Raw genomic sequence first — 23897 nt, 5'->3', positions numbered from 1 at the left:
TTTGGCGAACGCGCTCGTGACCATCCGGCTGCTGTCGGTTAAATTGGTCTCGATCGAGCATAGGTGCTATCCAAAGGCGCATATTTTTTCAGTCGAACTGCGGTTCCCCGCCTGCTAGGATCTAGTTTCCAAACAGGGGGAGTTGCATGAAGGCACACATAATGACGGCGGTGGCCGTGGTTCTTTTCGGCGCCGGCATCGGTGCAAGCCATGCCGCTAAGAAGCCGCAGCCCACGGCCGCGGCTTACCACCAGAAAGCGCCCGAAGATGCCGCTAAGGCATTGCTGGAGGTCGCGCTGGTGCAGGCCGGCAAGAATGGCAGTTGGGAGCGGATCGGGGCCGGCCGGGTGTATTACCTCGGCGGGTTGAAGGCGCAAGGGCAATCGGTGTTCGACGGGATTCTGTCGGGCAAGCACGAGGACAGCGATGTGTATCGCATCGCGCGGGTGTACGCGGAAGCCGGGGAGTGGGCGAAGGCCAAGCCTTTGTTCGATCGCTTCATCGCCGGTAACCGCGACGACGCGAAGGCGCATGCGGAAATCGGTGCGCATTACCTGCTGCAGGGCGACCGCGCGACGGCGGAGCGCATGTTCGATCGGGCGTTCGAGTTGGAGGGCGACAGTCCGTGGATTACCGAGTACGTCGCCGGTGCCTATCTCGGGGTGAAGCCGCAGGAGTAAGGCATCGCCGACCTGCAAAGGGCGATTTGTTGTCCGCCCCTCTCGGGCCGACAGCAGGCGATATCATCGCGTCGAGTGGCGATGTCTTTACCATCCAGCGATTATCGACTTCGCAGGGCGTGATACGAAGCGGATTTCGAGCATAAAAAAGCCCCGCGCGAGCGGGGCTTTTTTATTGGCTGCGCCAAGCGCGATGCACCGCGCCGCGCGGGGCTTACTCGCCCAGCGCCTCGGCTACGAAGGCCGGGGTCGACAGCGCGCCGCGGTGGATGCCGGCGTTGTAGTACTTGCTGGCGAAGGTCTTGGCCTGGGCGTCGGCTTCGCGGAACTCGAAATCACCTTGCTCCTTATCGGCATGCTTGCGCGCCAGGGTGCAGCTCCACCAGCCGGTCGGGTAGCAGGGCTGCGGGAAGGGCAGGGTCTTGAAGGTCTTGAAGCCGGCCTTGCCCATCTCGGTGCGCATTTCCTTGATCAGCTCGATCAGCATCAGCGGCGATTCGGACTGCTGGACCAGGATGCCGTCCTCACGCAGGGCGCGGAAGCAGCTGTCGTAGAAGGCCTTGTTGAACAGGCCTTCGGCCGGGCCGACCGGGTCGGTGGAGTCGACGATGATCAGGTCGACGCTGTTGGGCGCACGGTTGGCCATGTAGGCGATGCCGTCGTCGAACAGCAACTGCGCGCGCGGGTCGTCGTTGCGGTCGCACAGTTCCGGGAACCACTTCTCGGCCATGCGCGTGACTTGTTCGTCGATGTCGCACTGCACGGCTTCGCTCACGCCGTCGTGCTTGAGCACTTCGCGCAGGGTGCCGCAGTCGCCGCCGCCGATGATGACGACGTTCTTCGGCGCGCGATGGGTGAACAGCGCCGGGTGCGACATCATCTCGTGGTACAGGAAGTTGTCGCGCGTGGTCAGCATCACCGCGCCGTCGATGAGCATCAGGTTGCCCCAGTCGGTCGTCTCGAAGATCTCGATCTTCTGGAACGGCGATTGGACTTCATCGAGCTTGCGGGTGACGCGGTAGCCGATGGACGAGCCGGTCGGCTCGAAGTTTTCGTAGTGCCACGTCGGTTCGGTAGTCATGCCGTTGCTTCCTGATAAAGGCCGTGCGGGTTGGGCGTTGCTGCGTGGGACGGCGTCGAGCGCCGGTGCCGCGTGATCGCTGGTTTGGGTCGGGCGGGTGCCTGGCCCGGCAGCGGGTTTCGGGGCCACGCTTTCGAGGCCGGGGGCGCGGATTGTAGCGGACCCATATGAAACGGGCCGTATGAACGGACGTCGTGATCGCCCGGGTTTGCCGATCCGGCCGGCCCCGACGCCTGCGGCGGGTCCCCACCGGGGGTGCGGCCTGTAGAATGCGCGTTCCCCACACTGTCCGGTACCACGCCGATGTCCGACTGGTCGCTCGATCAGGCCCGCAAGACCTACTCGATCCCCCACTGGTCCGAAGGTTATTTCGACATCGACGCCGCCGGCCGGATCGCGGTGAGCCCGCGCGGCGAGCGCGGCCCGACCGTGGCGTTGCCCGAGGTCGTCGACGCCGCCCGCGCGGCCGGCGCCAAGCTGCCGATGCTGGTGCGTTTCCCGGACATCCTCGGCGACCGCCTCGGCAAGCTGCAGAGCGCATTCGCCCAGGCGATGCGCGACTGGGACTACGCCGGCGGCTACACCGCGGTCTATCCGATCAAGGTCAACCAGCACCAGGGCGTGGCCGGCACGCTGGCCTCGCACGCCGGCGAAGGTTTCGGCCTGGAAGCGGGCAGCAAGCCCGAGCTGATGGCGGTGCTGGCGTTGAGCCGGCCCGGCGGCCTGATCGTCTGCAACGGCTACAAGGACCGCGAGTACATCCGCCTGGCCCTGATCGGCCGCAAGCTCGGCATGGAGACCTACATCGTCGTCGAGAAGCCGTCCGAGCTGCAGGTCGTGTTCGAAGAAGCCAAGGCGCTCGGGGTGAAGCCGGGCCTCGGCGTGCGCATGCGCCTGGCCTCGCTGGGCGCCGGCAAGTGGCAGAACAGCGGCGGCGACAAGGCCAAGTTCGGCCTCAGCCCGCGCCAGGTGCTGGACCTGTGGAAGCAACTGCGCGACAACGGCCTGCAGGATTGCCTGGGACTGCTGCATTTCCACATGGGCTCGCAGATCTCCAACGTGCGCGACATCGCCAACGGCATGCGCGAGGCGACCCGCTATTTCGTCGAGCTGTCCAAGCTCGGCGCCAACGTGCGCTACATGGACGTCGGCGGCGGCCTCGGTATCGATTACGAAGGCACGCGTTCGCGCAGCTATTGCTCGATCAATTACGGCGTCAATCAATACGCCTCGAACATCATCCAGCCGCTCGCGGAGGCCTGCCAGGAATACCGGCTGACCCCGCCGCGCCTGGTCACCGAGTGCGGCCGCGCGATGACCGCGCACCACGCGGTGTTGGTCGCCAATGTTTCGGAAATCGAAGAAGCGCCGGAAGGCCGCGTGCCGCCGGCGCACGACGACGAGCCGGCGGTGATCCGCCATCTGCGCGAGATCCACGGCGAACTCGATCAGCGCCCGGCGGTGGAGCTGTTCCACGAGGCCCAGCATCACCACGGCGAAGGCCTGTCGCTGTACGCGCTGGGCCAGATCGACCTGACCCATCGTGCGCGCATCGACGATCTGTTCTACGCCATCGCGCATGCGGTGCGCGCGCGCCTGGACGGCAGCGAGAAGAGCCATCGCGATCTGCTCGATGAATTGAACGAGCGCCTGGTCGACAAGTATTTCGTCAATTTCAGCGTGTTCGAGTCGATGCCGGATGTGTGGGCGATCGATCAGGTGTTTCCGATCGTGCCGATCGAGCGTCTGGACGAAGTGCCGGGCCGGCGCGGCGTGATCGCCGACCTGACCTGCGATTCCGACGGCAAGATCGACACCTACGTCGAGAACGAAGGCCTGGACACCTCGCTGCCGTTGCATGCCTTGAAGTCGGGCGAGAGCTATCGCCTGGGCTTCTTCCTGGTCGGTGCGTACCAGGAAATCCTCGGCGACATCCACAACCTGTTCGGCGACACCGACGCGGTCGAAGTGCGCGTGGACGGCGACGGCTATCGCCTGGCCCAACAGCGCCGCGGCGACACCACCGACGTCATGCTCGACTACGTCGGCTACAAGCTCGCCGACCTGCGCGAGGCTTATCGCAGCAAGGTCGCCGCCGCCAACCTGCCGGCCGAGGAGGCTCGCCGCCTCGACGAGGCATTGGAAACCGGCCTGACCGGCTACACCTATCTCGACGACTCGCCGCTGGCCTGAACGATGACGATGAATCGCTACCTGGTCATGGCCATGCGCCTGCCGCAGTTCGACACGGCGCAGATCGGCCCGCATCGGGACTTCCTCGACGAGCTGCGCGGGCAGGGCCGGCTGGAGCTGGCCGGCGGTTTCGGCGACAAAAGCGGCGGCGCCTACGTGCTGCGCGCGTCGGATCTCGATGAAGCCCGGGTGCTGGCGTTCCGCGATCCGCTGCACCTGAGTGGCTCGTCGCGGATCGATGTCTACGAATGGCAGGCCTGAGTCCGGGCTGAGCGCGCCGGGTTCGGCGGCGCAAGCCGGTTTCACTGCGCGAGGCTCGGCGCGTTCAGGCAACAGGGGAGCCTGGAGACCCAGACTGGGGCGCATCGGCGTCGTCCGGCAACGCCGGTCGCACGACGGGCGGGCGGGATCGCGGTACTGTCCACAGCCGGTCGGGCGGTCCGCCGACGGCGCGGCAGCATGTTCTTTTGCAATATTTAGCGCCCGTACGGGCAGAAGGTCGAAATGAAAGCTGGGGTAATCGGTCTGGGAGCCATGGGCGCGCCGATGGCGCGTTACGTGCATAGCAAGGGCGTGCTGACCGCGGTCGGCAACCGCACGCAGGCCAAGGCCGACGCGCTGGCATCGGAGCTGGAGGTGCGCTCGGCCCGCTCGGCCGCCAACTTCGCCGACTGCGATCTGGTCGTGCTGTGCGTGTCGCTCGATGCCGACGTGCTGGAAAACGTCGCGGCCCTGGCCGAAGTGCTCAAGCCCGGCGCGATCGTGGTCGATCACTCGACCGTGTCGGTCGAAACCGCACGCCGCGCCGCCGCGTTGCTGGCGGTGCACGACATCGGCTTCCTCGATGCGCCGGTGTCCGGCGGCGTCGAAGGCGCGCGCAACGGCAAGCTGTCGATCATGGTCGGCGGCGACGAAGCCCAGCTCGAGCGCGTGCGCGACGTGATCGATACCTATGCCGCGCGCATCACCCACATGGGCGCGACCGGCGCCGGCCAGGCGACCAAGGCCATCAACCAGATCCTGGTCGCCGGCATCAACGAGGCGGTCTGCGAAGGCCTGGCGCTCGGCGAGAAGCTCGGCCTGGATCCGGAACGCCTGCTGCCGACCCTGATGGCCGGCGCGGCGAGCAACTGGTTCCTCGACAAGCGCGGTGCGACCATGCTGCGCGACGAGTTCGCGCCCGGCTTCAAGTGCCTGCACATGCTCAAGGATCTGCGCATCGTCCAGGGCATCGCCCGCGACAGCGGCATCCGCACCCAGACCATCGACCAGGCCGTGGCCGATTACGCCGAACTGATCGAACGCGGCTATGGCGAGTCCGACACCTCGGCCTTGATCGCGCTCAAGCGCGCGCGTCCGGCGGCGGTGGTCGAAGAATCGGATGCGGCGCCGGGGAGTGCGGCCAGCATCGAGGCCTGAGCGCAGGCCTGGTTCCAGCGAATGACGAAAACCCGCACGCTGCCAGCAGCGTGCGGGTTTTTTGTTGTGTGGCGGATCGGTTTGCTGCCGTTGCGTCGCGACTGGCGGTGCGCGTTCGCGGCTTGTGACCGAAGGAAATCCCTGTGGGGCGCCGCTCCTACTCGGGCAGCGCGCGGCACGAGCGCTGAACGGAGATACCGTTCAGCGCGTAGCCGGCCGGTCGCGTCGTTGCGCGAAGCGCTCGCCGAGGATGGCGCCGGCGAAGGCGGCGACGACGGACAGGACGATGGCGACGGCGTTGTAGCGCAGCGCGCCGGCCAGCGAACGCATCGGCAGCGGGCTGTCCGGCAGGGCCATCGAAACGATGGTCCACAGGGTCAGCACCCACATCGCCACCATCAGCAGCAGAGCGATCCAGCGGAAATGCGGGTGGCGCGCGATCGCGCCGCCGACGCCCATGGCGATCAAGGCCCAGAACACGTCGAGCAGCGGAATCGCGCCGGCGCCGGTCTCGATCGTCTGGCGCGCGTCCAGGCCGAGGAACTTGATGAAAATGCCGAACAACAACAGCACGCCTGCCGCACTCAGGCAGCCCAGAAGAATGCGCTTGTCCATCCGATCCCCAACGACTACGTAGCGGGCGCAGTCTACTTCGACGCTCGTGCGAGGCAGGGTGACCGGCGTCGCGCTGTGGCCGGGCGCGCTGCCGGAAGGTGGCACTGCGCCGACGCGCGGTGACGCAGCGCGGCAGTTTTTGCCGACGGTTCGCGCCCGCGGTTCGCGCATACGGCGAATGCCGGGCTGGGCGAATCTCCGGCGGCCGGACGCAGCGGCGTACGGGTGCGGGCGGCCAGTGGAAAGCGACGCGGCGTTGCAGGCCGGAACTGCGCGAGTGCGGGATCGCTGTCGTGCCTGCGGATCGCCGCCAATTAGAGGCCGGGCTCGCGGCCAGGCCTTCGCTTTGCGCCTATCGCCGCCGCAACGGCGCAGGCTTACTGCACCTTGATCGCCATGCCGGGCAGGCCGCCGTCGGCGAGCTTGCGCTTGGCGTCGGCCAGGTCGCCGGCGGTGCCGTAAGGGCCCATGCGCACGCGGTATACGGTCTTGCCGCTGATCTGCGCCGATTCGACGCGCGCGCCGAGGCCGAGCATCGCGATCTTGGCCTTCATTTCCTCGGCCTGGCCGGAGGCCTGGAAGGCGCCGGCCTGGAGCAGGTAGCGGGTGTTGTCGCTGACCGCGGCGGCCGGCTTGGCGAGGTTGCCCTGGGTCGCGGCGACGGCCGGCGGTTTCGGCGCGACCGAAGTGGCCGGCGGCGGGGTCGCGCTGGCGACCTGGACCGGCGGTGCGGCGGGACGGGTCGGTTCGACCGCGATGGTGTCGACCGGCTTGGGCAGGCTGACGGTAGTCGCGGTGGCGGCCGAGGCGGCGGCCGGGGCCCGGGTCGGCGGCGCAGTCTGCACCGCGGTCGCGGCCTGCACCGGCTGCGGCTGGCTCGCGGCGGTCTGCGCGTTCCTGCGTTGCTGGGCGGCGCGGCGCTGTTCCTCGGCGGCTTCGGTCGCGGCGAGCTCGGCATCGCTCATCTCGACTTCCTTGCCCGGCAGCAGGGTGTAGAAGTCGTAGTCGGTACCGTCCTTGTCGGCCTTGCCGTCTTTGCCGGCCTGGGCGTCGGCCGCATCGGTATTACGAGCCGGCTTGGCCGTCGCGCTGCTGTCTTCCGGCGCGACCGGCTCTTCGTCGGCGGTGACCGCGGCCGGCTGGGCGTCCGGGTTCGGCTGCGGACGGAAGAAGCCGTCGCCGTCGGACTTGAAGTACTTGGGCGCGACCAGGATCAACACGACTCCCAGCAGCAGCCCGATCACGCCCCAGGCCCAGCCCGGCAGGCTGTCGTTGCCCTGGTTGCGCTTGGCCTGAGATTTTCCGCGTCGTGCTGCCACTTACATCACCTCCGGGGCGTTCACCCCAAGCAGTTCGAGACCGTTCGCGAGCACCTGGCGCGTCGCCGCGGCCAGCACCAGGCGCGCATGGCGCTGGGCGTCGTCGTCGACCAGGAACTGGTGGTCGTTGTAATACGTCTGGAAGGTCTGCGCCAACTCGAGCAGATAACCGGCGATCTGGTGCGGCTCCAGGTCGCGGCCGGCGACCGCGACCACGTCCGGATAACGCAGCAGGGTCACGATCAGCTCGTGCGCGGCGGCGTCGTTCAGGTCCAGCGGCTGGGCCAGGCCGTGCGCGGCGTCGTAGGACAGGCCGCGCTCGGCGAGCTGGCGCATCAGGCCGCACATGCGCGCATGCGAGACCTGCACGTAGTAGACCGGGTTGTCCATCGACTGCGAACGCGCCAGGTCGACATCGAAGGTCAGCTGCGAATCGGCCTTGCGCGCGATCAGGAACCAGCGCACCGCGTCGCGGCCGACCTCGTCGATCAGGTCGCGCAGGGTCAGGTAGCCACCAGCGCGCTTGCCGAGCTTCACTTCCTCGCCGCCGCGCATGACCGTGACCATCTGGTGCAGCACGTACTCGGGCCAGCCCTGCGGGATGCCCTGGTCGAGCGCCTGCAGGCCGGCGCGCACGCGCGCCAGCGAGCCGTGGTGATCGGCGCCGAGTTCGGTGATCGCGCGCTCGTAGCCGCGCTGCCACTTGCTGAGGTGATAGGCGACGTCGGGCACGAAATAGGTGTAGCTGCCGTCGGACTTGCGCATCACGCGGTCCTTGTCGTCGCCGAAATCGGTCGACCGCAGCCACAAGGCGCCGCCTTCTTCGTAGGTGTGGCCGTGGGCGATCAATTCGCGCACGGTTTCCTCGACCTTCTGCTGCTCGTACAGCGAGCTTTCGAGGAAGTACACGTCGAAGCCCACGCCATAGGCGGCGAGGTCGGCGTTCTGCTCGCGGCGCAGATAGGCCACGGCGAAACGGCGGATCGCGTCGAGATCGTCGACGTCGCCGGCGCCGGTGATGCGGTGGCCGTCGACTTCGACCGTGGCGCCGTCGAGGTAGGCGCGGGCGACGTCGGCGATGTAGTCGCCGCGATAGCCGTCCTCGGGCCAGCCGGCATCGTCGGGCGTGCGGCCCTGCGCGCGCGCCTGCACCGAGATCGCCAGGTTGTTGATCTGTACGCCGGCGTCGTTGTAGTAGAACTCGCGCGCGACGTTCCAGCCGTTGGCGTCGAGCACGCGCGCGATGCAGTCGCCGATGACCGCGGCGCGGCCGTGGCCGACGTGCAGCGGGCCGGTCGGGTTGGCGGAGACGTATTCGACCCCGGCGCGGTGGCCGGCGCCGCTGGCGTTGCGGCCGTACTGCGCGCCCTGCGCGAGCGCCTCGCCGAGCTGGCGGCGCCAGGCCGCTTCGTCGACGTGGAAGTTGATGAAGCCCGGGCCGGCGATCTCGACCCGGCCGAGGTCGGCGCTGGCGGGCAGGGCGTCGATCAGCTTCTGCGCGATCTCGCGCGGATTGCTGCGCGCCGGCTTGGCCAGCAGCATCGCGGCGTTGGTCGAGAAGTCGCCCTGGGCGCGGCTCTTGGGGCGCTCGATGACGAAATCGGGCGTGGACAGGTTGGCCGGCACGGTGCCGGCTGCGCGCAATGCATCGATGGCCTGCGCGACGAGCGCATATAGGGTGGCTTTCACAGGGGACTTTGCGATTCGCAGGGCATTACGGAACCGCACATTTTACCCGTATCGAACGGGCTTGCGCGGGCGATCGACGGCTGGATCGGGCGCGGATTTTCATTGGGCGCTGATCTCGTCGGGCGCGGATGTTCCGGTGCGGCGCGTCCAGGCGCCGTGAGTGCGGCGCCGGCCTGCGGCCGGCCCAGCCGCGGTCTGGCCCGGCGCTCAGACCCAGCCGCGCGCGGCCATCGACATCGGCAGGCCGTCGCCGACCACGAAATGGTCGAGCAGGCGGATCTCGACCAGGGACAGGGCCTGCTTCAGGCGGGCGGTGACCGCGCGGTCGTCCTGGCTGGGCTCGGCGTTGCCGCTGGGGTGGTTGTGGCCGACGATCACCGCCGCGGCGTTGCGCTGCAGGGCGCGCCGGACCACCTCGCGCGGGTGCACCTCGGCGCCGTTGATGGTGCCCTGGAACATTTCCTCGAAGCCGATCACGCGGTGGCGGGCGTCCAGGAACATGACCGCGAACACCTCGTGCTGCAGACCGCGCAGGCGCTGGGCGAAGTAGCGCCCGGCCGATTCCGGGTCGGTCAGGGCGGTGCCGCGATCGAGCTCGGCGCGCAGGCAGCGGGTGGCCAGTTCCAGCGCGGCCTTGAGGGCGCAGGCGCGGGCCGTGCCGATGCCGCGCATGCCCACCAGCCTGGCCGGCGGCTGGTCGAGCAGGTCGCGCAAGGGGCCGTGCTCGGTCAGCAGCGCGCGCGCGGTGCCGACCGCGTCCTGGCCGCGCAGGCCCGAGCCCAGGAAGATCGCCAACAGCTCGGCGTCCGACAGCGAGCCGCTGCCGTGAGCGAGCAATTTTTCGCGCGGGCGTTCCGCGCTCGGCCATTCGTGGATTCTCATGGCCGCATCCTGCGCGGCACCGGGCCAGGGGCGGCATCGGGGGCGTGCGGGGCATCGGGTAAGCTAGACCGCCGAGAGGGTGTAGGGATTCGCCGACGCGACGCTCGTCGCGGCCGCATCACTCATCGTCTCCGAACCTGCATCGAGAACCGAACGAGCTCCGGCCCGCCCATGGCGCAAGACAACTCCCTGCCGCTGCACGACCAGCGCATCCTGCTTTGCGTCTGCGGCGGCATCGCCGCCTACAAGGCGGCCGACCTGGTGCGGCGCCTGCAGGACGCCGGCGCCCAGGTGCGCGTGGCCATGACCGAAAACGCCACCCGCTTCGTGGGCGCCGCGACCTTCCAGGCCCTGTCCGGCCATCCGGTCCGCAGCTCGCTGTGGGACGAGGCGGCCGAGCTGGCGATGGGGCATATCGAACTGGCGCGTTGGGCGCAGCGGATCCTGATCGCGCCGGCCACCGCCGACATGATCGCCAAGCTCGCCCACGGCTTCGCCGACGACCTCATCAGCACCCTGTGCCTGGCCTCGGAAGCGCCGGTCGCGATCGCCCCGGCGATGAACCACCGCATGTGGGGCCATCCAGCCACCCAGGCCAATGTGGCGACCCTGCGTGGGCGCGGCGTGGCGTTCTTCGGCCCGGGCGAGGGCCGCATGGCCGAACCCGAATCCGGCCCGGGCCGTCTGCTCGAATCCCACGAGCTGGTCGCCGCCCTCGCCGGGGCCGCCTTCTCCGGAGCCGGCGCATGAGCGGCGTCAGCCTCGCCGGTCGGCGCCTGGTGGTCAGCGCCGGCCCGACCTTCGAAGACATCGACCCGGTCCGCTTTATCGGCAACCGCAGCAGCGGCAAGATGGGCTTCGCGATCGCCGAAGCCGCGGCGCGGCGCGGCGCCCAGGTGGTGCTGGTCGCCGGCCCGGTCGCCCTGGCGACCCCGGCCGGGGTCGAGCGGATCGACGTGCGTTCGGCCCGGCAGATGCGCGAGGCGGTGATCGGCGCGTTGCCGGCCGACGCCTATGTCGGCGCCGCCGCCGTGGCCGACTACGCGCCGGCGCAGGTTGCGCCCGGCAAGATCAAGAAGAAAGACGAGCAGCTCACCCTGGAGCTGGTGCGCACCCCCGACATCCTGGCCGAGGTCGCCGCGCACCCGCAGCGCCCGACCCTGGTGGTCGGCTTCGCCGCCGAGACCCACGATGTCGAGTTCTACGCCCGCGGCAAACTGGAAAAGAAGCGGGTCGACCTGATTGCGGCCAATCGGGTCGGCGTGGCCGGCAGCGGTTTCGAAAGCGACGACAACGCGCTGACCGTGTACTGGCGCGACGGCGCCCGCGCCCTGGGCCCGGCGCCGAAGACCCAGCTCGCCGACGAACTGCTCGACCTGATCCTCGCGCGCTGGCCGGCCTGAGCCGCGCGCGCCGCGCGGCGGCGCCCTCCTTCTGTCTGGACCCCCCCACCGATGAACCACACGCTGGAACTCAAGATCCTCGATGCGCGGCATGGCCATGAATGGCCGTTGCCGAGCTATGCGACCCCGGCCAGCGCCGGCCTGGACCTGCGCGCCGCGCTGGACGAGCCGCTGGTCCTGCACCCGGGCGACACCGCGCTGGTGCCGTCGGGCCTGGCCATCCATCTCGGCGACCCGACCCTGTGCGCGGTGATCCTGCCGCGGTCCGGGCTGGGCCATAAAAACGGCATCGTGCTCGGCAACGGCACCGGCCTGATCGACGCCGACTACCAGGGCCCGCTGCTGATCAGCGTATGGAACCGGGGCCGCGAGACTTTTACGATGCAGCCGGGGGATCGGATCGCCCAACTGGTGGTCTTGCCGATCGTGCGGGCCAGCCTGCAGGTGGTCGAGGAGTTCGAAAGCAGCGCGCGCGGGGGCGGCGGGTTCGGCCATACCGGGGTGCGTTGAGCGTCGTCCGGGTGCCATGGCACACATCGTGCTAGACAACCACGGGAGCGATTCGCGTCACGAGGCGCAGTCGACGGAATGATCCGCGGCCCCGGTGCAGACTGGGGTATCGCCCGCGCAAGGCACAGACAGGGGAAAGGTTCTGGCAATGGTCGATGTGAAGATGGAAAAGCCGCAGCTGTCGCTGGCGCAAATCAAGCCCGTATTGCTGCCGACGGCGTTCGTATGTCTGCTGCTGACCCTGTGGTTCGGCTGGAGCGGCGTCCAGCAGCACCGGGACGCCTCGCGCCGGGCCGATCTGACCGGTGCCCGCGACAAGGCGGTCAGCGCCGCCCACGACGCCCTCGGCATCGAGCACAAGCGCCTGCGCGAACGCATGGCCGCGCCGGAAATGCAGGCCGCGCTGCAGGCCGGCGACCTGGCGCGCGCCGCGACCCTGCTGACCCAGAGCTGGCCGGGTGCGAAGGCCGGCGTGGTCCTGCCGCCCGACCTGGCCGGCGACTACGCGCAGCTGCCGAAGAGCGGCTACGGCCGGCTCGCGGCGCTGGAAGCGGCGATCGTCGCCGACAAACCGACCGCGGCGATCGTGCGCGACGGCGGCAAGCCGGTGCTGGCGCTGGCCGCGCCGGCGCGCGCCGGCGAGCAATTGGTCGGAGTGGCTTACCTGCAACTGCCCTTGCAGCGCATCAGCGACGGCATCGAAAAGGCCGACGTCGACGGCAGCAGCTACCTGGCTCTGCGCCAGGGCGGCTTCAGCGTGATCGAACGCGGCGACACCTCGCTCGGCAACGGCGCCGAGGCGATGGCGGCCAAGATCCCGGGCAGCGACCTGCGTCTGGCTGCGGCCGTGCCGGATGTTCCGGGCGGCCCGCTGGGCCTCGGCGCCTTGAGCTGCTTCATCGCGGCGGTGCTGTTCGGCCTGCTCGCGTTCGTGCTGATGCGCCTGCGTCAACGCGCGTATCGCACGGTACCGGTCGAGGACGAAGGCCCGGTTCAGACTTTGGCTGAGACCATGTCGGTCTCTCCACTCGAAGCGACCGATGCCAACGTGATCGAAAGCCAGAATTCTGCCGCGCCCAAGGCCGTGGCCATCGACGGCGGAATCTTCCGCGCCTACGACATCCGCGGCGTGATCGGCCAGACCCTCGACCCCGGCGTCGCCCAGATGATCGGCCACGCGGTCGGTTCGGTGATGCACGACCAGGGCCTGACCGAGATCGTGGTCGGCCGCGACGGCCGCCTGTCCGGCCCGGCGATGATCGAGGGCTTGATCGCGGGTCTGCGCAAGGCCGGCCGCAACGTCATCGACATCGGCCTGGCGCCGACCCCGCTGGTCTATTTCGGCGCCTATCACCTGCGCGCCGGTTCCTGCGTCTCGGTCACCGGCAGCCATAACCCGCCGGACTACAACGGCTTCAAGATCGTGGTCGGCGGCGAAACGTTGTCGGGCACGGCGATCACCGACCTGTACCAGCGCATCGTCGGCGGCCGCCTGCACACCGCGGCCGAGCCCGGCACGCTGTCGCAGCGCGACATCTCCGAGGACTACGTCCAGCGCATCGCCTCGGACATCCAGATCGACCGTCCGCTCAAGGTGGTCGTCGATGCCGGCAACGGCGTCGCCGGCGACGTCGGTCCGCGCGTGCTCGCCGCGATCGGCGCCGAGGTCACGCCGTTGTATTGCGAGATCGACGGCGAGTTCCCGAACCACCATCCGGACCCGAGCGAGCCGCACAACCTGATCGACCTGATCAAGATGGTCGGCCGCCTCAACGCCGATCTCGGCATCGCCTTCGACGGCGACGGCGACCGCCTCGGCGTGGTCACCCGCGACGGCCAGAACATCTTCCCGGACCGTCTGCTGATGCTGTTCGCGGCCGACGTGCTCGAGCGCAACCCGGGCGCGATGATCATCTACGACGTCAAGTGCACCGGCCGCTTGCCGGGCCACATCCTGCGCCACGGCGGCAGCCCGCTGATGTGGAAGACCGGCCATTCGCTGATCAAGGCCAAGATGCGCGAGACCGACGCCGAGCTGGCCGGCGAGATGAGCGGCCACTTCTTCTTCAAGGAGCGCTGGTACGGTTTCGACGACGGCATCTACTCGGCGGCGCGCCTGCTTGAGATCCTGTCGGCGCAGCCGCAGAGCCCGAGCGATACCCTCAACGCCCTGCCCAACGGCGTCGCCACCGCCGAGATCAAGGTCGACGCGCCCAATGGCGACCCGCACAGCTTCGTCGAGCGTTTCGTCGCCGAGGCCTCGTTCGAAGGCGCGCGCCTGTCGACCATCGACGGCCTGCGCGTGGACTTCGCCGACGGCTGGGGCCTGGTGCGCGCATCCAACACCACGCCGATCCTGGTCATGCGCTTCGACGCCGACACCCACGAGGCGCTGGTGCGGATCCAGGAAGCCTTCCGCACCCAGCTGCTGGCGCTGAAGCCGGACCTGAAGCTGCCGTTCTAAGCGGCGGGGCGATGCCGGCCCGGCCGGCATCGTGCCGACAGCGCACACGAAAACGCCGCGGCTTGCCGCGGCGTTTTCGTTACTGAAGTTGCTTGCTGCGGCCGCTCGACGCGGCCGCCTGTGGTGGCGCGGCCTCAGCCCTGGTTGGGCCGGCGCGCCTTCATGGCGTGATAGCGCTCCAGCGCGGCGGCAAGGTCGTCGTCGGCCACGCTGCGCTCGGCCAATTGCTGCTTGAGCATGTCCTGCTGGTGCATCAGCTCTTCGTGCTGGTGGCGGATGTTGTCGGCCAGGGTCTTGCCGACCGGCTTGGTGCCGAGTTCGGCTTCGCCGGCGCGGCGCAGCAGGCTCAACAGGGTCTGGCGGCGGCCATCGATGCCGAGCTGCGAGGCCTTGACGGTCTCGTCGAGCAGGATGATCCGCTCCTGGAAGGAGTCGCGCAGCTCCTGCTCGGTCGCGTACGACTCGGCCATGGCGTGGTCGCGCCGCTTGCGCGCCTCTTCGGCCATCGCGGCGCTGCGCGCCGCGCGCGCCGCCTGTTCGGCGAGCACGCGTTCTTCCGCGGTCAGGGCGCGCTCGACCTGGCCGGTGGGCAGGCCGCTGCGTGCGCTGATCTCGGTGCGCGCGCTGTCGACGGCGTGCGCGGGCAGGGCATCGCCGCAGACCTTGCGGCCGCCTTCGTTCCAGCAGTAGAGCTTCTTGGCCGGCCCGTCGGAGGGCGGGGCGGCGGCCAGCGGCGCAGCCAGCGCCAGCAACAGCGCGCTGGCCAGCAGGGTATGGAGTCGGTTCATGTCGCCCTCGTGCCGTCGAACGGTCGGCCCATCGGCAAAGAACCAAGCAAGAGTCGGGCCATCTCGGTCTCCTCTTTCGTGCCTGCGGTCACAGTGCGAGCGTCGCCGACGCCCGCTGCGGTCTGCAACGGCGCAGCCGCTCGATCAAGCCTCCGCGCTACGGCCGTAAGCGCTGCGATAGGCCAGCAGGCGTTCGCGCTGCGAGGCGAACTGTGCACTTTCGCCGGTGAAGGCGAGGAGGTCGTCGAGGGTGGCGATCGCGACCACCGGCAGAGCGTGTTCGATTGCGACAGTTTCTGCCGCCGAGCGTCGGGATTGTGCAGGGTCCACGGCTTCCTGGCGGTCGAGCGCGATGACGATGCCGGCGACGCTGCCTCCGGCCTCGGCGATCAGGCCCAGCGCCTCGCGGATCGCGGTGCCGGCGGTGATCACGTCGTCGACGATCAGCACCCTGCGGCCCGCCAGCGGCGCGCCGATCAGCGTGCCGCCTTCGCCATGGGCCTTGGCTTCCTTGCGGTTGAAGGCCAGCGGCAGGTCGCGGCCGCGGCGCGCGTACTCGCAGCCGAGCGCGGTCGCCAGCGGGATGCCCTTGTAGGCCGGGCCGAACAACAGGTCGAACTCCAGGCCCGCGGCCTGGACCGCATCGGCATAGCAGCTCGCCAGCCCGGCCAGCGCCGCGCCCGAATCGAAGCGGCCGGCATTGAAGAAATACGGACTGACCCGGCCCGACTTGAGGGTGAACTCGCCGAAGCGCAGGGCGTCGGCGTTCACGGCGAGCTGGAGGAAGCGATGGCGATGGTCGGTCATGGCGGGGTCGGGTCGGGGGAAGAAGGAACCAGGCGCAGCAGCATCAAGTGCTGCGGGCCGGCGTTGCCGCCGTGGAACAGCTCGCCGGTGTCGACGAAGCCGGCCTTGAGATAGGCCGAGATCGCCGCGCGGTTGCGCACGTTCACGGTCAGCGCAAGCAGGCGGCGCTGCGGATGGCGCTGGCGCAGGTCGTCGCGGCAGGCGGCGATGGCGTGCGTGCCGTAGCCGCGGCCTTGCTGAGCGTGGTCGATCATGTAGGCGCGCAGGCCCACGCCGGGCTCGCCGAGCGAGCGCCCGGCGATCGCCTGGACGCTGAAGTCGAGCCGGTAGAAGCCGACCACGCGGTCGCCGGCCAGCACCGCCATCGCCTCGCTGTTCGGGTCGCGCCAGGTGTCGGCCAGGTTGAAGGCGGTATCGCCGACGAAGGCCTGTTGCTCCGGCGCGACCTGCAGCGCGCGGACCGCAGGCGCCAGCGCCTCGGTCACCGGCAGTACGCGCACGGCGGCCGCGGAATCGCTGAAAACGGAGGTCGCCACGGTCATGGCCGACATGATACCCGTGCCCGGCCGTTGCTATGATCGTGCGCACTTCGGATGTGGAGCGCGCATGCGCATCGTCAGCTTCAACGCCAACGGTCTGCGGTCGGCCACGACCAAGGGCTTCTTCGATTGGTTCAAGACCCAGGACGCGGACGTGCTCTGCGTGCAGGAGACCAAGGCCCAGGAACACCAACTGGTCGGGCCGGCCTTCCTGCCCGACGGCTACCGCGCCTATTTCCGCGACGCCACCACCAAGAAGGGCTATAGCGGCGTGGCGATCTACAGCCGGCGCGAGCCCGACGAGGTCCGCACCGCCCTGGGCTGGGCGCCGTTCGACGAGGAAGGCCGCTACATCGAGGCGCGCTTCGGCAACCTCAGCGTGGTTTCGTTCTACATCCCGTCCGGTTCCTCCGGCGAGCTGCGCCAGGGCTTCAAGTTCGAGGTCATGGAGTGGCTCAAACCCATCCTCGACCAGTGGCTGGCGAGCGGCCGCGACTACGTCCTGTGCGGCGACTGGAACATCGTTCGCACCCGCCTGGACATCAAGAACTGGACCTCGAACCAGAAGAATTCCGGCTGCCTGCCGCCCGAGCGCGACTGGCTCAACGGCGTATGCATGGACGAAAGCGGTTGGGTCGACGCCTACCGCAGCTTGAACGCCGAGGGCCAGGACTACACCTGGTGGAGCAACCGCGGCGCCGCGCGCGCCAACGACGTCGGCTGGCGCATCGACTACCAGTTCGCCACCCCGAGCCTGCGCGACCGCCTGCGCGGCTGCTCGATCCTGAAGGCGCCGCGCTTCTCCGACCACGCGCCCTTCAGCGTGGACTATGACCTCTGAGGTCGCCCCGGTCGCCCGGCCCGCGCGTTCGGGCTGGCGGCAGGTACTGAGCAACCTGCGCGAACCCAAGCTGCTGGTGATGTTGCTGCTCGGGTTCAGCTCGGGCATCCCGATCTACCTGGTCGGCAACACCCTCGGCTTCTGGATGCGCGAGAACGCGATCGAGCTGTCGACGATCGGGTTCCTGTCCTGGGTCGGGCTGGCCTATTCGCTGAAGTTCCTGTGGGCGCCGTTGGTCGACAAACTCGACGCGCCGCTGGTCGGCCGCTGGCTGGGACGCCGGCGCGGCTGGATGCTGCTGTCGCAGCTGGTCGCCGCCGCGGCCTTGGTCGGCATGGCGCTGGTCGAGCCGCGCCAGGGCCAACTGGTCCTGGCCGGCGTGGTCCTCGATCAGTTGCTGGTGTTCGGCGGGCTGGCCCTGGTGGTCGCGTTCGCATCGTCGACCCAGGACATCGTCGTCGACGCCTGGCGCATCGAAAGCGCGGACAGTCCGGAGCAGCAGGGGCTGCTGACCTCGACCTCCACACTGGGGTATCGCGGGGCCCTGTTGGTCACCGACTCGCTGATCCTGATTCTGGCCGCGCACGCGGGCTGGGCGCTGTCCTACCAGGCGATGGCCGCGTTGATGGGCGTGGGCGTGCTGGCGACGCTGATGGCGCGCGAGCCGGCCGCGAGCGTGCTCGCCGCGGCCAGGCCGCACCCGGCCTTGTTCACTCCGCGCGGGCTGGCCGATGCGGTGGTCGGTCCGTTCATTGCGTTCTTCCGCCAGCACGGCCAATGGGCGCTGCTGATGCTGCTGACGATCAGCCTGTTCCGGCTGCCGGACTTCCTGCTCGGGCCGATGGCCAATCCGTTCTACGCCGACCTCGGCATGGACAAGGAAACCGTCGGCGCCGTGCGTGGTTCGTTCGGTCTGGTCGCGACCATCGCCGGCGTCGCTGCGGCAGGACTCAGCGCGGTGCGCTTCGGCTTCGTCCCGACCCTGATCGCCGGCGCGATCCTCGGGCCGGGCTCGAACCTCGCCTTCGCCTACCTGGCCCTGCACGGCAGCGACACCGGCGTGTTCACCGCCGCGATGGTCATCGACAACTTCTGCAACGGTTACTCCGGGGTGGCCCTGGTCGGCTACATGTCCAGCCTGACCAACCTGGGCTACACCGCCACCCAGTACGCCCTGCTCAGTTCGTTCTACGCCTTGCTCGGCAAGGTGCTGAAGGGCTTGTCGGGCGTCGCGGTCGAGCACCTGGCGATCGACCGCACTCTGTTGGAAGCCTATTCGCTGTTCTTCGTCGGCACCGCCCTGGTCGGCATTCCGGCCTTGTTGCTGTGCATCGTGTTGGCGGTCCGCAAACCGCCGACCGTGGTGCAACCGACGGCTTGATCGGTCGCCCTCGTGTCCGCCGGCAAGCGCCGGCCGTCGGTGCAGTCGAGTTCCTGAACGCGAATCCAGCAACTTCGTGTTGCTATCGATACCGCAACGGTGGCACTTTGCTCGCCTGTGGCCGACATCATCCTGCACAACCTGGACGCTATCCTGGCCGACCGCATTCGCCGGGTCGCGGAGACGCGCGGCTGGAGCCTGCAGCGCACTGCGCTGCACCTGATCGAGAGCGGCTTGTTCGCGGTCGAGGCCGAAATGGTCGGCCGTTTCAGCGACCACGACGCCTCGGCGCTGCAGGAAGCGATCGCGGCCTTGGAGCACATCCCCAGCGACCCGGGTTTCTCCAAGATCGGCCGCGCCGAACCGGCCGCACCCAAGCCGACCGGGCCCGATTTCAGCGGCCTGGAACTGCTCGAAGAATTCCGCATCAACACCGACTCGGCCTGAGGCCGGTGGCGGGTCGGGCGTTGCGGGCTAGGCAGCCGGATGCAGCGTGCCGAGCACGCGCGGGCCGCGCGCGCCGGTGACGCTGGGCAGGTTGCCCGGCAGTCCGCTCAAGGTCTGCCGCGCCAGCCAGGCGAAGCCCATCGCTTCGACCAAGTCCGGGTCCAGACCGTAAGGCACCGTCGACTCGATCGCGACCCCGGGCAGGTGCGCGGCGATCCGGTCGAGCAGGGCGCGATTGCGCACGCCGCCGCCGCAGGCCAAGACCCGCTTCGTGCTCGGCTGCTGCGCGCGCAGCGCCTCGGCGGTGGTGATCGCACTGAGTTCGAGCAGGGTCGCCTGCACGTCCTGTGGCGCCTCCTGGCCGCTCAGGCGCGCCTCGACCCAGGCCAGGTGGAATTGCTCGCGCCCGGTGCTCTTCGGCGGCGGCAAGGCGAACCAGGGCTCGTCGAGCAGGCGCGCAAGCAAGTCCGGGTCGACCGAGCCGCGCGCGGCGAAGGCGCCGTCGGCATCGAACGGCGTGCCCAGGTGGCGCAGCGCCCAGGCGTCCATCAGGCAGTTGGCCGGCCCGGTGTCGAAACCGCGCACGTCGCCGCGCGCCGGCAACAGGGTGAAGTTGGCGATGCCGCCGAGATTGAGCGCGGCGCGGTCTTCACCGTCGGAGTGCAGCAGGGCGGCGTGGAAGGCCGGCATCAGCGGCGCGCCGTGGCCGCCCGCGGCGACGTCGCGGCGGCGGAAGTCGACCACGGTGGCGATGCCGCTGCGTTCGGCGATCACCGCGCCGTCGCCGATCTGCCAGGTGAAAGGATGGCGGCCGTCGAACGCGGCGCCGGTCGGGCGATGGCGCAGGGTCTGACCGTGCGAGCCGATCGCGGCGACCTGCGCAGCGGTTACTCCGGCCTCGCCGATCAGGCTCAGCGCCGCGTCGGCGAAGGCCTCGGCGACCTGCACGTCGAGCGTGCCCAGCTCTTCCAGCGAGCGCGCGTCGCCTCCCTGGCCGAGCGCGACCAGGCGTTCGCGCAGCGCGTCCTGCCAGGGGTAGGTGCGGCCGAGCACCAGCTCGCAGCGGGTCGGCGCGGCGCCGGCGTCGAAGCGCACCAGCGCCGCGTCGATGCCGTCGGCACTGGTGCCGGAGATCAGTCCAAGATAAAGGCCTGAAGCAGGCGTAGCGACGTCAGTAACAGCAGGGACCGAAGAAGTCTCAACCACGGTGAAGGCTCCTAAGGCCTGAAGCAGGCGTAGCGACGTCAGTAACAGCAGGGACCGAAGAAGTCTCAACCACGGTGAAGGCTCCTAAGGCCTGAAAGAGGCGTAGCGACGTCAGTAACAGTGGGGACCATGGTGAAGATTCCTGTGAGGGTTGACGACGCCAGCGGCCGTCGGGATCGAAGAATTCTCAATCGCGACGAAGGCTCCTAAGGCCTGAAGCGGGCGTAGCGACGCCAGCGGCCGCAGGGGCCGGAAGTTTCCTGTCGGCCACAGCGCCCCACGGTAACGCGTCCAACCGCCGCATGGCACCCGGCGACGCCACCCCCAAAAAGCAGAAAGGCCTCCGAAGAGGCCTTTCGCTTGCCGCGGCCCGGTCAGGCCTTGGTCGTCTTCTTCTTTGCGCCCGCCTTGGCCGGGGCCGGCGCCGCGGTCGGTGCCGGGCCGGCATCGGCGTAGATGATGTTCTCGACTTGGCGGATGCGCGCCAGGGCGACGCCGGTCTGGGTGCGGAACTGGGCCAGCGCCATGCCGCTCAGCGGTTCCGGCGGCGGCATCGTCACCGACAGGGGATTGCGGTGCACGCCGTTGATGCGGAATTCGTAGTGCAGGTGCGGGCCGGTCGCCAGGCCGGAGCTGCCGACGTAGCCGATCACCGTGCCCTGGCCGACTTGCTGGCCCGGCCGGATCCGGCCGAAGTTCGACATATGCCCGTACAGCGTGGTGTAGCCGCGGCCGTGGTCGAGGATCACCGCGCGGCCGTAGCCGCCCTTCCAGCCCACGAACTGCACCCGCGCATCGCCCGCGGCCATGATCGGCGTGCCGGTGCCCGCGCCGTAATCGACGCCGGTGTGCATGCGGATGCGGCCCAGCACCGGGTGACGGCGCGAACCGAAGCCCGAGGTCAGGCGCGCGTACGGAATCGGCATGCGGATGAAGCTCTTCTTCAGCGGACGGCCGTCGCCGGTGAAGTACTCGGCCTTGCCGCCGCGCTCGAAGCGGAAGCCGGTGTGCAGGCGGCCTTCGCTGGTGAAGGTCGCCGCGAGCACCGGACCGGTGCTCAGCAGTTCGCCTTCGCGCCAGGTCTGTTCGACCACGACGCTGAAACGGTCTTCGGCGCCGACGTCTTCGTTGAAGTCGATGTCGTACTTGAAGATGTCGTCGGTCAGCGTGTTGATGTTGGCCGGCGTCAGCCCGACCTTGCGCGCCGAACGGAACAGCGACTTGCCGACCTTGCCGCTGAGGACCACGGTGCGGCTCTCGGTCGGGCGGGTGATGATCTTCTGGGTGATCTTGTCGCCGGCCAGGCTCAGCTCGATGCGGTGACTGTCGTCGCGGTCGTAGCGGAAGGTGCGCAGGCTGCCGTTGACCGGCATGTCGAAACCGAGCTCGGTCCCGGGCTTCATGCGCTTCAAGGCTTCCTTGGCGCCGGGTTGCTCGAGGATCTTGTGCATCGTCGAGGCCGGGATGTCCAGGTCCTCGAACACCGAACCCAGGGTCTCGCCGCGGTTGATCCGTACCAGCTGCCAGCTGTCGCCGTGTTCGCCGCGGACGCGGGCGATCGGCAGCGGCGGCAGCGCGAGGGCCAGGGATTGGCGCGGCTCGTGCACGCGCACCGAAGCGGTCGACTGGCTGAAGCCCGGCACGATGGCCGCGACCATCATGCCCAGGGTCGCGAACAGACCGGCCTGCACCCACTGTCGGCCCGACCAGCGACCGTTGAATCCATCGGAAAGATGACGCGCCAGCACGGGGCGGCGCAATGCGGCTTCACGCAGGGCTTTCAGTCGTTCGCGGCGTTGCGCGCCCACACTGGAAGCCTGCTCGGGTACTGTCATTGGATGAATCCCTCGCGTGAGGTGTGAAGGCCGCGTAGCGGCGTTACCATAGTCACACGAGTAGTACGCGTCAAACCCTTGAGCTGAATGGGGTTTTTATCTCCGGCCGGCCTAGTTTCGTTTAACTCCCAATTAACCTGAATCCGTGACCGCGTTCGCACTCCGGGGCGTGGCCGCCGAGCGAGTCCCCACGTGTCCTCATCCGTACAAGAAGCCCTCGACCTGATCGCCCGCGGCGCCGACGAAATCCTCAAGCGCGAGGAGCTCGAAGCCCGCCTTAGCGCATCGATGAAGGCGGGAGGCCGCCCGCTGCGCATCAAGGCCGGTTTCGACCCCACCGCGCCCGACCTGCACATCGGCCACACCGTCCTGCTCAACAAGATGCGGCAGTTCCAGGACCTGGGCCATCAGGTGATCTTCCTGATCGGCGACTTCACCGGAATGATCGGCGACCCGACCGGCAAGAACGTCACCCGCAAGCCGCTGACCCGCGAAGACGTGCTCGCCAACGCCCAGACCTACGCCGACCAGGTGTTCAAGGTGCTGGACAAGGAGCGCACCGAGGTCCGCTTCAATTCCGAATGGTTCGGCCAGATGAGTTCGGCCGACATGATCAAGCTCGCCGCCCAGCACACGGTCGCGCGCATGCTCGAGCGCGACGACTTCGCCAAGCGCTACGCCGCCCAGCAGCCGATCGCGATCCACGAATTCCTGTATCCGCTGGTGCAGGGCTACGACTCGGTGGCCCTGAAGTGTGACGTCGAGCTCGGCGGCACCGACCAGAAATTCAATCTGTTGATGGGCCGCGGCCTGCAGGAGCATCACGGCCAGCCGGCCCAGATCGTGTTGACCATGCCACTGCTCGAGGGCCTGGACGGCGTCAACAAGATGTCCAAGTCGCTCGGCAACTACATCGGCATCAACGAGCCGGCGATCGACATCGTCACCAAGACGATGAAGATCGACGACGTGCTGATGTGGCGCTGGATCGACCTGCTGAGCTTCGAGATCGGCATCGCCGAGGCGGCGCGCCTGAAAGAAGAGATCGCCGCCGGCCAGCTCAACCCGCGCGACCTCAAGATGCGCCTGGCGCGCGAACTGGCGGCCCGCTTCCATGGGGCGCAGGCGGCCGAGCAGGCCATGGCGGGCTGGAATGCGGCGGTGCGCGGGGAGGGCGATATCGCTTCCTTGCCGCTGACCGACGTCGGCGTGCCGGCCGAGGGGCTGCGCATTGCCGCCTTGTTGGTCGCCGCCGGGCTGATGCCCAGCAACGCCGAAGGCAACCGCAAGCTCAAGGAGCGGGCGGTGAAGGTCGACGGCAACGTCATAGAAGACCCGCAGCAGGTGTTCGCCCCGGGTTTCGAGGGGGTGCTCGCCGTGGGCAAGCGTAATTTCGCCCGAGTTCGCCTGGTCGCTGCCTGAGCGTCATATAGCGAGTCATTGGGTTAGAGCTGCACCGGTGAATGCCGGCCGGTGCCCTGATCGTTCGATGCAGAAGACGATTGAATGCCCGATCGCGGTGCCTTGCTCCCTCTCCCGCTTGCGGGAGAGGGCCGGGGTGAGGGCCGACGTAGGGCGCAAACCATCCTGTTAAGCCTGTCGCATAAGGCTTTTGACGGCCGCCTCGAAATTCCCTGTTCATTTTTTCTCGGAACCCCTTCCCAACCCCTGTTCATGTATGCATAATGCGCGGCCCCGCTGAGCAGATGCATCGCACGGCGGGGACGCGCAGAAGCGGCGGTTTCGACAGGTGTTGACGGTCTGAAACATTGCTGTAAGATGCGCGGCCCGCTGACCG

20 protein-coding genes and 1 pseudogene are annotated in these 23897 nt (G+C 68.7%); 11 read left to right on the top strand and 10 right to left on the bottom strand.

The features are described 5' to 3' along the window. Positions 1-161 precede the first annotated feature (161 nt). Positions 162-680, top strand: coding sequence for a tetratricopeptide repeat protein (locus ACTOWK_RS21855; RefSeq protein WP_441332197.1), 519 nt, complete (start codon positions 162-164; stop codon positions 678-680). 214 nt (positions 681-894) lie between these two features. Here ACTOWK_RS21855 and speE read toward each other — a convergent pair whose 3' ends face one another. Further along, positions 895-1761, bottom strand: a complete 867-nt coding sequence (speE, locus tag ACTOWK_RS21850; RefSeq protein ID WP_441332196.1) for a polyamine aminopropyltransferase — start codon at positions 1759-1761, stop codon at positions 895-897. 303 nt (positions 1762-2064) lie between these two features. Between speE and speA the strand changes: the two genes are divergently transcribed. From speA to ACTOWK_RS21835, 3 genes are all read left to right on the top strand, one after another. Then, positions 2065-3954, top strand: a complete 1890-nt coding sequence (speA, locus tag ACTOWK_RS21845; RefSeq protein ID WP_441332195.1) for an arginine decarboxylase — start codon at positions 2065-2067, stop codon at positions 3952-3954. A gap of 27 nt (positions 3955-3981) precedes the next feature. Further along, positions 3982-4215: a YciI family protein gene (locus ACTOWK_RS21840; protein WP_441332194.1), complete on the top strand. Its 234-nt coding sequence runs from the start codon at positions 3982-3984 to the stop codon at positions 4213-4215. Positions 4216-4458: 243 nt separating this feature from the next. Next, a complete protein-coding gene (locus ACTOWK_RS21835; protein ID WP_441332193.1) occupies positions 4459-5373 on the top strand; it encodes an NAD(P)-dependent oxidoreductase in 915 nt (304 codons plus the stop codon). A 201-nt stretch (positions 5374-5574) separates the two neighbouring features. On the opposite strand, the gene ACTOWK_RS21830 is transcribed toward ACTOWK_RS21835, so the two are convergent. From ACTOWK_RS21830 to radC, 4 genes are all read right to left on the bottom strand, one after another. Further along, positions 5575-5988, bottom strand: a complete 414-nt coding sequence (locus ACTOWK_RS21830) for a hypothetical protein (RefSeq protein ID WP_441332192.1) — start codon at positions 5986-5988, stop codon at positions 5575-5577. 377 nt (positions 5989-6365) lie between these two features. Next, on the bottom strand, positions 6366-7307 hold the full coding sequence (locus ACTOWK_RS21825) for an SPOR domain-containing protein (protein ID WP_441332191.1): 942 nt from the start codon (positions 7305-7307) through the stop codon (positions 6366-6368). Next, positions 7308-8996 (bottom strand): arginine--tRNA ligase, encoded by a 1689-nt coding sequence (gene argS, locus ACTOWK_RS21820; protein WP_441332190.1) that lies wholly within the window; start codon positions 8994-8996, stop codon positions 7308-7310. 207 nt (positions 8997-9203) lie between these two features. Then, on the bottom strand, positions 9204-9878 hold the full coding sequence (gene radC, locus ACTOWK_RS21815; protein ID WP_441332189.1) for a RadC family protein: 675 nt from the start codon (positions 9876-9878) through the stop codon (positions 9204-9206). Between the two features lie 171 nt (positions 9879-10049). Between radC and coaBC the strand changes: the two are divergent. The 3 genes and pseudogenes from coaBC to ACTOWK_RS21800 all read left to right on the top strand — a co-directional run bounded on the left by coaBC (position 10050) and on the right by ACTOWK_RS21800 (position 14255). Next, a pseudogene (gene coaBC / locus ACTOWK_RS21810) lies at positions 10050-11281 on the top strand (bifunctional phosphopantothenoylcysteine decarboxylase/phosphopantothenate--cysteine ligase CoaBC). 51 nt (positions 11282-11332) lie between these two features. Next, the gene (gene dut, locus ACTOWK_RS21805) at positions 11333-11791 is read left to right on the top strand and encodes a dUTP diphosphatase (protein ID WP_057919374.1); all 459 of its coding nucleotides are present in this window, start codon (positions 11333-11335) and stop codon (positions 11789-11791) included. 148 nt (positions 11792-11939) lie between these two features. Continuing rightward, a complete protein-coding gene (locus tag ACTOWK_RS21800; protein ID WP_441332188.1) occupies positions 11940-14255 on the top strand; it encodes a phosphomannomutase/phosphoglucomutase in 2316 nt (771 codons plus the stop codon). A gap of 134 nt (positions 14256-14389) precedes the next feature. Here ACTOWK_RS21800 and ACTOWK_RS21795 read toward each other — a convergent pair whose 3' ends face one another. The 3 genes from ACTOWK_RS21795 to ACTOWK_RS21785 form a co-directional block, all read right to left on the bottom strand. Beyond that, complete coding sequence (locus ACTOWK_RS21795) at positions 14390-15043, bottom strand: hypothetical protein (RefSeq protein ID WP_441332187.1); 654 nt, start codon at positions 15041-15043, stop codon at positions 14390-14392. A 144-nt stretch (positions 15044-15187) separates the two neighbouring features. Continuing rightward, positions 15188-15850: an orotate phosphoribosyltransferase gene (pyrE, locus tag ACTOWK_RS21790; RefSeq protein WP_441332186.1), complete on the bottom strand. Its 663-nt coding sequence runs from the start codon at positions 15848-15850 to the stop codon at positions 15188-15190. Next, positions 15847-16401 carry a GNAT family N-acetyltransferase gene (locus tag ACTOWK_RS21785; protein ID WP_441332185.1) on the bottom strand — a complete coding sequence of 185 codons (555 nt, stop codon included), beginning with the start codon at positions 16399-16401 and terminating at the stop codon, positions 15847-15849. Before ACTOWK_RS21785 ends, pyrE begins: the two co-directional genes overlap by 4 nt. Positions 16402-16456: 55 nt before the next feature. Between ACTOWK_RS21785 and ACTOWK_RS21780 the strand changes: the two genes are divergently transcribed. From ACTOWK_RS21780 to ACTOWK_RS21770, 3 genes are all read left to right on the top strand, one after another. Next, positions 16457-17230, top strand: coding sequence for an exodeoxyribonuclease III (locus tag ACTOWK_RS21780; protein ID WP_441332184.1), 774 nt, complete (start codon positions 16457-16459; stop codon positions 17228-17230). Continuing rightward, positions 17220-18611, top strand: coding sequence for an AmpG family muropeptide MFS transporter (locus tag ACTOWK_RS21775; RefSeq protein ID WP_441332183.1), 1392 nt, complete (start codon positions 17220-17222; stop codon positions 18609-18611). Before ACTOWK_RS21780 ends, ACTOWK_RS21775 begins: the two co-directional genes overlap by 11 nt. Before the next feature lie 117 nt (positions 18612-18728). Further along, positions 18729-19058, top strand: a complete 330-nt coding sequence (locus tag ACTOWK_RS21770; protein ID WP_441332182.1) for a hypothetical protein — start codon at positions 18729-18731, stop codon at positions 19056-19058. Between the two features lie 27 nt (positions 19059-19085). On the opposite strand, the gene ACTOWK_RS21765 is transcribed toward ACTOWK_RS21770, so the two are convergent. Then, positions 19086-20264: an anhydro-N-acetylmuramic acid kinase gene (locus ACTOWK_RS21765; protein WP_441332181.1), complete on the bottom strand. Its 1179-nt coding sequence runs from the start codon at positions 20262-20264 to the stop codon at positions 19086-19088. A 374-nt stretch (positions 20265-20638) separates the two neighbouring features. Next, entirely contained in the window at positions 20639-22099 is a 1461-nt protein-coding gene (locus tag ACTOWK_RS21760; protein WP_441332180.1) for a M23 family metallopeptidase, read from the bottom strand. 192 nt (positions 22100-22291) lie between these two features. On the opposite strand from ACTOWK_RS21760, the gene tyrS reads away from it, so the two are divergent. Further along, entirely contained in the window at positions 22292-23521 is a 1230-nt protein-coding gene (gene tyrS / locus ACTOWK_RS21755) for a tyrosine--tRNA ligase (RefSeq protein ID WP_441332179.1), read from the top strand. Positions 23522-23897: the final 376 nt, after the last annotated feature.

The sequence above is a fragment of the Lysobacter sp. CA196 genome, from assembly GCF_052078695.1.
Classification (GTDB): domain Bacteria; phylum Pseudomonadota; class Gammaproteobacteria; order Xanthomonadales; family Xanthomonadaceae; genus Lysobacter.
This window is presented reverse-complemented; position numbering and strand designations above follow the sequence as displayed.

Coding starts and splice junctions, on each gene's coding strand:
- ACTOWK_RS21835 (WP_441332193.1), top strand. CDS start 4,459: ATGAAAGCTGGGGTAATCGGTCTGGGAGCCATGGGCGCGCCGATGGCG.
- ACTOWK_RS21795 (WP_441332187.1), bottom strand. CDS start 15,043: ATGAACCGACTCCATACCCTGCTGGCCAGCGCGCTGTTGCTGGCGCTG.
- ACTOWK_RS21775 (WP_441332183.1), top strand. CDS start 17,220: ATGACCTCTGAGGTCGCCCCGGTCGCCCGGCCCGCGCGTTCGGGCTGG.
- ACTOWK_RS21855 (WP_441332197.1), top strand. CDS start 162: ATGACGGCGGTGGCCGTGGTTCTTTTCGGCGCCGGCATCGGTGCAAGC.
- speE (WP_441332196.1), bottom strand. CDS start 1,761: ATGACTACCGAACCGACGTGGCACTACGAAAACTTCGAGCCGACCGGC.
- dut (WP_057919374.1), top strand. CDS start 11,333: ATGAACCACACGCTGGAACTCAAGATCCTCGATGCGCGGCATGGCCAT.
- pyrE (WP_441332186.1), bottom strand. CDS start 15,850: ATGACCGACCATCGCCATCGCTTCCTCCAGCTCGCCGTGAACGCCGAC.
- ACTOWK_RS21800 (WP_441332188.1), top strand. CDS start 11,940: ATGGTCGATGTGAAGATGGAAAAGCCGCAGCTGTCGCTGGCGCAAATC.
- ACTOWK_RS21840 (WP_441332194.1), top strand. CDS start 3,982: ATGGCCATGCGCCTGCCGCAGTTCGACACGGCGCAGATCGGCCCGCAT.
- ACTOWK_RS21785 (WP_441332185.1), bottom strand. CDS start 16,401: ATGTCGGCCATGACCGTGGCGACCTCCGTTTTCAGCGATTCCGCGGCC.
- speA (WP_441332195.1), top strand. CDS start 2,065: ATGTCCGACTGGTCGCTCGATCAGGCCCGCAAGACCTACTCGATCCCC.
- ACTOWK_RS21830 (WP_441332192.1), bottom strand. CDS start 5,988: ATGGACAAGCGCATTCTTCTGGGCTGCCTGAGTGCGGCAGGCGTGCTG.
- radC (WP_441332189.1), bottom strand. CDS start 9,878: ATGAGAATCCACGAATGGCCGAGCGCGGAACGCCCGCGCGAAAAATTG.
- ACTOWK_RS21780 (WP_441332184.1), top strand. CDS start 16,457: ATGCGCATCGTCAGCTTCAACGCCAACGGTCTGCGGTCGGCCACGACC.
- ACTOWK_RS21760 (WP_441332180.1), bottom strand. CDS start 22,099: ATGACAGTACCCGAGCAGGCTTCCAGTGTGGGCGCGCAACGCCGCGAA.